We start from the raw sequence: 8,732 nt of genomic DNA on the forward strand, positions 1-8,732 counted from the left end.
ACAGGTAATTTCGATTAGTTAGAAAGGATTAGGTGCGTGGGATGCGTACAGCCAAAACTATTTTAACGGTCATTCATGAACGTGGAAAACAAGATAAACCACTCGAAAGGGTTTATAAGTTACTATTTAATCGTGAACTCTATCTGATAGCCTATGCAAAGTTATACCCGAATAATGGAGCAATGACAAAGGGTGTTACAGAGGAAACGATTGATGGAATGTCTATTCAAAAAATAGATATGATTATTGAACAATTAAGACAAGAAACCTATTACTGGAGACCAGCTAGGAGAGAGTACATTCCTAAAAAGAATGGAAAACACCGTCCTTTGGGAATACCAGTATGGAGTGATAAACTTCTTCAGGAAGTGATTCGCATGATATTAGAAGCCTATTATGAGCCACAATTTAGTGAACATTCTCATGGTTTTAGACCAAAAAGAGGGTGTCATACAGCTTTACAAGAAATTCAGACTTGGAAAGGGACACGTTGGTTCATAGAAGGAGATATCTCTAGTTATTTTGACACGATTGACCACGATGTATTAATCACTATGTTGTCTAGACAAATTCAGGATGGTCGGTTTATTAGGCTTATCAAAAATATGCTTGAGGCAGGATATCTTGATGATTGGAAGTTTCACAAGACTATTAGTGGAACACCGCAAGGTGGAGTTATTAGTCCTTTATTAGCTAATATCTATTTACATCAATTTGATAAGTGGGTCGGTGAAGAACTGATACCTCAATATACAAGAGGTAAAAAGCAGAAAGCAAACTCAGCCTATAATCGTTTGAGTAGAAGAATTAAATGCTATCAGGATAAAGGAGATTATAAAAAAGCTCATCAGTTAATTGTTGAGAGAAGAAATCTCCCTTCAGTTGATACTTATGATACCAGCTATCGGAGATTAAGATATGTTCGGTATGCGGATGACTTTATTCTAGGCTTTACAGGTTCAAAAGCTGAGGCAAAGGCTATAAAGAAGCAAATTGGAGACTTTTTAAATACTAAGTTATCTTTGGAACTTTCTCAAGAAAAGACTTTGATTACCCATGCGACTGGAGAATCAGCTAAATTTCTGGGATATGAGATAAAAGCACAACGTGTCAATGATTATATTGATAACAAAGGGAGACGGAGTGCCAATGGTGTTATCGCATTATTTGTACCTGCATCGGTTATTGAAAGCAAATGCCGCCAATACATGAAAAATGGTAAAGCTATTCATCGTAATAACTTATTGCATGATGATGACTTTAGTATCGTTCAAACTTACCAACAAGAATATAGAGGGCTGGTTCAATATTATATATTGGCACAAAATTTGTCATGGTTCTCAAAAGTCTATTGGTATATGGAAACATCACTCCTTAAAACATTAGCATTTAAACATAAGTCATCCATTAATAAAATGTTAGCTAAATATAAGACTACCACAACTAGCACGAATGGCCGAACTGTGCCGTGTTTACAGGTAGTTGTGCCTCGAGAAGATAAACCTCCTCTAGTTGCAACGTGGGGTGGCATTTCACTTTCTTATAAAAAGAAAGCTGTAATAGAAGATGCTCCGTATCAAGTTTATGGTGGTCGAACAGAGCTTATCAAGCGATTACTCGCAAATAAGTGTGAGCTATGTGGAAGTGAGGAGAACATAGAGGTACATCATATCAGAAAATTAGCAGACTTGAACAAACACAATGGGAAATTAGTTCCAAAGTGGAAAGAAATCATGTCAGCAAGATGTCGAAAAACGCTAGTGACTTGTCGGGATTGTCACTATGCAATACATAATGGTTCAATAAATACACGTTTATGAAATGAAATTACTGGAGAGCCGGATGATGCGAAAGTATCATGTCCGGTTCGGTGGGGGGATAATGGAAAAGGGGTCGCAATGACTACCTCGCTAGTATCCTACCCTACACAGGTGAAGCCAGAAAACTAGCCATTGATATACGGTTGATTGACCCTGCTTATACCTTATCAGACAATGAGAAAATCCTTCAAGTGGTTGATAATGTCGAGCGAATCTACCTTGAAGGAGCAGGAGAAAAGGCTACTCAGATGATTTTCTCAGATATTGGAACTCCTAAAAGTAAGGAAGATGGCTTTGATGTTTACAATGAACTTAAGGACTTGCTAGTCGATCGAGGGGTACCAAAAGAAGAAATTGCCTTTGTCCATGATGCCAATACTGATGAGAAGAAAAACTCTCTCTCACGAAAGGTCAATAGTGGGGAAGTACGGATTCTCATGGCTTCGACTGAAAAAGGTGGAACGGGTCTAAACGTGCAATCACGCATGAAAGCTGTCCACCACTTAGATGTTCCCTGGCGTCCCTCAGATGTAGGACGGATTTTGCGGACATTCAAAATAAAAAAGAATGTGGAGGTAACAGACAATGGCAAAGACAATTTTTGAGGAAATGGGCGGCAAATACGAAAGGCAAGGCGATTATTTAATACCGTGCTTAACTGTACCCGCCGAAGAAGAACAGCCGATAGGCATCTGGGGACAGCGGCATTTGGATTATCTGAAGCATCACTGCAAAGTTACATACACCAATCTTCTTACAAGCGGCAGACTTAACGCTTACCTTGCCGACATTGACAGACAGGCACAGGAACGCTTTGAAAGGCTCATAGAGGGTATGAAACAGGCACAGGGCATAACGGAACAGCTAAAGGCAGAAAACGCCTTAGAATGGACAGGATGCCTCAATAACATAAGGGCTTGTGCGAGGGAGATTGTGGAAAAGGAAATTATTTTTGCATAAACAGATGATTAGTGGCAGGGGGAAATCCTGCCGCTTTTTCTGCTTTAGTTTGTCAGCTTGACAAATAAAGGGTTAAGGAATATAATTAGATTCAGTATTATACAAGGAGTTAATAAATATGCGGCAAGGTATTCTTAAATAAACTGTCAATTTGATAGTGGGAACAAAAAGTAGCAGTCCCGTTTCACTTTTAATATGGGGCTTAGTTTTTTGTACCCAGTTTAAGAATACTTTTATCATGTAATTTTATATGCCCGAAAACATATAAGTGTTTTGGGGCTATTGGAGTTATTTATCCAGTGATAGGAGTATTTATCACTGGGTATTTTTATGCCCTTTTTTGGGTGTTGATAGGAGGAAAATCACATGAAAATAATTAACTTAGGCATTCTGGCTCACGTTGACGCAGGAAAGACAACATTAACGGAGAGTTTATTGTATACCAGTGGTGCAATTGCAGAACCAGGGAGCGTAGATAAAGGCACAACAAGGACAGATACAATGAATTTGGAGCGTCAAAGGGGAATCACTATCCAGACAGCAGTGACATCTTTTCAGTGGGAGGATGTAAAAGTCAACATTATAGATACGCCAGGCCATATGGATTTTTTGGCGGAAGTATACCGTTCTTTATCCGTATTAGACGGAGCGGTATTATTAGTTTCTGCAAAGGATGGCATACAGGCACAGACCCGTATACTGTTTCATGCACTACAGACAATGAAGATTCCGACAATTTTTTTCATCAATAAAATTGACCAAGAGGGGATTGATTTGCCAATGGTATATCAAGAAATGAAAGCAAAGCTTTCTTCGGAAATTATAGTGAAGCAAAAGGTTGGGCAGCATCCCCATATAAATGTAACGGACAATGACGATATGGAACAGTGGGATGCGGTAATTATGGGAAACGATGAACTATTAGAGAAATATATGTCAGGGAAACCGTTTAAAATGTCAGAACTGGAACAGGAAGAAAACAGGAGATTCCAAAACGGAACGTTATTTCCCGTTTATCACGGAAGTGCTAAAAACAATCTGGGGATTCGGCAGCTTATAGAAGTGATTGCCAGTAAGTTTTATTCATCAACGCCTGAAGGTCAATCTGAACTATGCGGGCAGGTTTTTAAGATTGAATATTCAGAGAAAAGGCGGCGTTTTGTTTATGTGCGTATATATAGCGGAACATTGCATTTGAGGGATGTTATTAAAATATCTGAAAAAGAGAAAATAAAAATCACAGAGATGTGTGTTCCGACAAACGGTGAATTATATTCATCCGATACAGCCTGCTCTGGTGATATTGTAATTTTACCAAATGATGTTTTGCAGCTAAACAGTATTTTGGGGAACGAAATGCTGTTGCCGCAGAGAAAATTTATTGAAAATCCTCTCCCTATGCTCCAAACAACGATTGCAGTAAAGAAATCTGAACAGCGGGAAATATTGCTTGGGGCACTTACAGAAATTTCAGATGGCGACCCTCTTTTAAAATATTATGTGGATACTACAACGCATGAGATTATACTTTCTTTTTTGGGGAATGTGCAGATGGAAGTCATTTGTGCCATCCTTGAGGAAAAATACCATGTGGAGGCAGAAATAAAAGAGCCTACTGTTATATATATGGAAAGACCGCTTAGAAAAGCAGAATATACCATCCACATAGAAGTCCCGCCAAATCCTTTCTGGGCTTCTGTCGGGTTGTCCATAGAGCCGCTCCCTATTGGAAGCGGAGTGCAGTATGAAAGCAGAGTTTCACTTGGATATTTAAACCAATCGTTCCAAAATGCGGTTATGGAGGGGGTTCTTTATGGCTGCGAGCAGGGGCTGTATGGATGGAAAGTGACAGACTGTAAAATCTGTTTTGAATATGGATTGTATTATAGTCCTGTAAGTACCCCCGCAGACTTTCGGCTGCTTTCCCCTATCGTATTGGAGCAGGCTTTAAAAAAAGCAGGGACAGAACTATTAGAGCCATATCTCCACTTTGAAATTTATGCACCGCAGGAATATCTCTCACGGGCGTATCATGATGCTCCAAGGTATTGTGCAGATATTGTAAGTACTCAGATAAAGAATGACGAGGTCATTCTGAAAGGAGAAATCCCTGCTAGATGTATTCAAGAATACAGGAACGATTTAACTTATTTCACAAATGGGCAGGGAGTCTGCTTGACAGAGTTAAAAGGATACCAGCCAGCTATTGGTAAATTTATTTGCCAACCCCGCCGCCCGAATAGCCGTATAGATAAGGTTCGGCATATGTTCCACAAGTTAGCTTAACAGCTTGCAAAAGTCATATAAAATGAGATTTGAAAGGATTAGAGACTAATATTATTAAATCAGTAGCAGAGAAATTATCCTCTCTGTCTTATATAGAAGGTATTGTTTTAGGTGGTTCACGTGCAAGGGGCACCCATACAGAGGATTCGGATATAGATATCGGCATCTATTACAATTCAGAATCATTTGACATAAATACTATTAATCAATTCGCTACAAAGCTGGATGATGAGCATAGAAATAACCTTGTTGTACCTCCCGGAGCATGGGGTGATTGGATTAATGGCGGCGGATGGTTAGTCATAAACGGGTATCATGTGGATTTAATTTTACGTGATATTAAACGTGTGGAACAAATAATGAAAGATACAGAGCACGGAATTGTTACTGCCAATTATCAGACTGGGCATCCCCATGGTTATATTAGTGCAATGTATCGAGGAGAATTAGCGATTAGCAAAATACTATATGCTAAGAATGAAAGCTTATGCGAATTAAAAAAACAGGCAGAAACTTATCCCAATGCTTTGCAGAAAAGTTTAGTTAACTTTTTTATGTTTGAAGCAGGGTTCTCTTTAATGTTTGTAAAAGCAAATTCGGGAACAGACGATAAATATTATATTGCGGGTCATGTTTTTCGTATAGTTTCATGTTTAAATCAAGTGTTATTTGCATGTAATAATGCTTATTGTATCAACGAAAAGAAAGCTATAAAACTGCTTGAAACTTTTGAACATAAACCTGAAAAATATACCGAGAAGGTAAATCATATTTTTGAAGTACTCGGTATCTCACTTTTTGAATGCTACGACATGACCGAGAAGCTTTATAATGAAGTGAATGAAATTGTATCGGAGATAAATAACTTTTTAAACGAGGAGAGTTCAGATGAAAGAAAACAAATATGATGATAATATATTTTTTCAAAAATACAGTCAAATGAGTCGCTCGCAGAAAGGACTGGCTGGTGCGAGAGAATGGGAGACTTTGAAAAAGATGCTACCTGATTTTAAGGGTAAGCGTGTGCTTGATTTAGGATGCGGCTATGGATGGCACTGTATATATGCGATGGAAAACGGTGCTTCCTCTGTAGTAGGTGTTGATATTTCTCATAAAATGCTCGAAGTAGCAAAAGGAAAAACCCATTTTCCACAGATTGAATATGAATGCTGTGCCATAGAAGATGTGGATTTCCCAGAGGAGAGCTTTGATGTAATACTAAGTTCGCTTGCGTTTCATTATGTAGCAGACTATGAGAATTTAATAAAAAAGATATATAGGATGCTGAAGGCTGGTGGCAATTTAGTTTTTACAGTTGAACATCCTGTTTTTACTGCTCATGGAACACAAGACTGGTATTATAACGAAAAAGGAGAAATACTGCATTTCCCGGTGGACAATTATTATTATGAGGGCAAACGGACAGCTATGTTTTTGGAAGAAAAGGTTACAAAATATCATAGAACACTGACCACATATCTAAATACACTGCTTTCAAATAGTTTTATAATAAATCAGATTGTGGAGCCACAGCCGCCAGAGAACATGATGGATATTCCGGGGATGGCGGATGAAATGCGACGCCCAATGATGCTGATTGTATCGGCAAAAAAGAAGATGTAATAATATAGAAAAAATAAACGAGGAGTATGTAAATGAGATCAGAAAAAGAAATGATGGATTTAGTACTTTCTTTAGCAGAACAGGATGAACGTATTCGAATTGTGACCCTTGAGGGGTCACGCGCAAATATTAATATACCTAAAGATGAATTTCAGGATTATGATATTACATATTTTGTAAGTGATATAGAACCGTTTATATCTAATGATGACTGGCTTAATCAATTTGGGAATATAATAATGATGCAAAAGCCGGAGGATATGGAATTATTCCCACCTGAAGAAAAGGGATTTTCCTATCTTATGCTATTTGATGATTACAATAAAATTGATCTTACCTTATTGCCCTTGGAAGAGTTAGATAATTACCTAAAGGGCGATAAATTAATAAAGGTTCTAATTGATAAAGATTGTAGAATTAAAAGGGACATAGTTCCGACTGATATAGATTATCATGTAAGAAAGCCAAGCGCAAGGGAGTATGATGATTGCTGCAATGAATTTTGGAATGTAACACCTTATGTTATTAAAGGATTGTGCCGCAAAGAGATACTGTTTGCAATCGATCATCTGAACCAGATTCTACGGTTTGAACTACTTAGGATGATGTCGTGGAAGGTTGGGATAAAGACAGAATTTTCATTAAGTGTTGGGAAAAATTATAAGTATATTAACAAATACATTGATGAAGATCTATGGAATAGATTATTATCTACATATCGCATGGATTCCTATGAAAATATTTGGAAGTCATTATTTATATGCCACCAATTGTTCAGGGAAGTGTCCAAAGAGGTAGCAGAACTACTGGGGTTTGATTATCCAGAGTATGGTAAGAACATAACAAGATATACCGAGGACATGTATAAAAAATATGTTGAAAATGACTATTTTTAAAGATTAGCAAAGATTATTAACCATAAGCAAGGGGTGTAAATGTATGGAAAGTACTGATGTTATAAATGAAATTAGAGGTATATTACCTCGTAACTCAATTGGAAAATATGATTTACTAACTATTTTTACACATAAAACCGTTTTTGATAAAATTGTAAAAGTACTATCATTGGATTTTCAAAATAAAGTAGATTATGTGGCTGCCCCAGAAGCAATTGGATGGATACTAGGCACTGCCATAGCCAAAGAACTTGGAGTGGGGTTTATTGGAGTAAGAAAAGGTGATAAGCTGCCATACGCAAAAGAAGAGATTATTTCGACACATTTTACCGACTATTCAGGTCAAGATAAAAGCTTTGAAATATCTAAGAGTTCTATTGTGAGGAACAAAAGAGTTTTGATTGTAGATGATTGGATAGAGACAGGTTCTCAAATGAAGGCTTTAATAGCTTTGTTAGAGAAATTGGATTGCAGCATTATTGGGTTGGCTACTATTGGGATTGATATAAATGAGGTTACTCAAAAATGGATAGACAGCAGTTTTGTAGCTTATATTGGCTCAAACATATAATAAACCGAAAGAAAATCTTGAATCAAAATTTTGGATGGCGTTAATTTACAATACAACGAAAGATGTTTACTCTTTTTTTATAAATTTTAAGAGGCGTTAAAAAACAGTTTTCAGACGAAAGGAGATCGAAGTTGAGTATAGATTTAAGTAACAAAAAAATTCCGAAAGAAGCAATTCAAGCATTAAAAACTATAGCGGAACTACTTGATAATATGTTAATTGGGGTGTATTTGTATGGTTCGGCAGTAATGGGTGGTTTACGTATGAATAGCGATGTAGATATTTTGGTAATAACAAATCAAAGTTTATCTGAAAAAACTCGAAGGAATCTTACAAATAGGTTAATGCTTATATCTGGGAAAATAGGAAACATAAAAGATATGAGGCCTCTTGAAGTTACGGTCATAAATCAAAAGGATATTGTCCCTTGGCATTTCCCCCCCAAATATGAATTTATGTATGGCGAGTGGCTAAGAGAGCAGTTTGAAAAGGGAGAAATTCCTGAGTCGACTTATGATCCGGATTTAGCAATACTTTTAGCACAACTAAGAAAAAATAGTATTAACCTTTTGGGAC

General features: G+C 37.2%; 8 protein-coding genes and 1 pseudogene. All 9 read left to right on the plus strand.

The annotated features are described in order from the left end of the window. The first annotated feature begins 41 nt into the window (after positions 1-41). Positions 42-1,820, plus strand: a complete 1,779-nt coding sequence (locus G576_RS0108700) for a reverse transcriptase/maturase family protein (RefSeq protein WP_027974271.1) — start codon at positions 42-44, stop codon at positions 1,818-1,820. 92 nt (positions 1,821-1,912) lie between these two features. After that, positions 1,913-2,425, plus strand: a pseudogene (locus G576_RS0108705) (hypothetical protein); the annotation flags it as partial. Further along, the gene (locus G576_RS0108710) at positions 2,406-2,780 is read left to right on the plus strand and encodes a TnpV protein (RefSeq protein WP_001140406.1); all 375 of its coding nucleotides are present in this window, start codon (positions 2,406-2,408) and stop codon (positions 2,778-2,780) included. The pseudogene G576_RS0108705 and the gene G576_RS0108710, both read left to right, overlap by 20 nt. Before the next feature lie 366 nt (positions 2,781-3,146). Further along, positions 3,147-5,066, plus strand: coding sequence for a tetracycline resistance ribosomal protection protein Tet(O) (gene tet(O), locus G576_RS0108715; protein WP_014636291.1), 1,920 nt, complete (start codon positions 3,147-3,149; stop codon positions 5,064-5,066). A gap of 29 nt (positions 5,067-5,095) precedes the next feature. After that, entirely contained in the window at positions 5,096-5,974 is an 879-nt protein-coding gene (locus G576_RS0108720; protein ID WP_027974273.1) for a nucleotidyltransferase domain-containing protein, read from the plus strand. Next, positions 5,955-6,689, plus strand: a complete 735-nt coding sequence (locus tag G576_RS0108725; protein ID WP_027974274.1) for a class I SAM-dependent methyltransferase — start codon at positions 5,955-5,957, stop codon at positions 6,687-6,689. The genes G576_RS0108720 and G576_RS0108725 overlap by 20 nt, the downstream gene beginning before the upstream one ends. A gap of 32 nt (positions 6,690-6,721) precedes the next feature. Then, entirely contained in the window at positions 6,722-7,585 is an 864-nt protein-coding gene (locus G576_RS0108730; protein ID WP_002294505.1) for an aminoglycoside nucleotidyltransferase ANT(6)-Ia, read from the plus strand. A gap of 43 nt (positions 7,586-7,628) precedes the next feature. Continuing rightward, entirely contained in the window at positions 7,629-8,156 is a 528-nt protein-coding gene (locus G576_RS0108735) for a phosphoribosyltransferase family protein (protein WP_002294507.1), read from the plus strand. A 131-nt stretch (positions 8,157-8,287) separates the two neighbouring features. Then, positions 8,288-8,732 (plus strand): nucleotidyltransferase domain-containing protein (locus tag G576_RS0108740; protein ID WP_027974275.1); only part of this gene is annotated, 445 nt, incomplete at its 3' end.

The sequence above is a fragment of the Streptococcus porci DSM 23759 genome, from assembly GCF_000423765.1.
GTDB lineage: Bacteria > Bacillota > Bacilli > Lactobacillales > Streptococcaceae > Streptococcus > Streptococcus porci.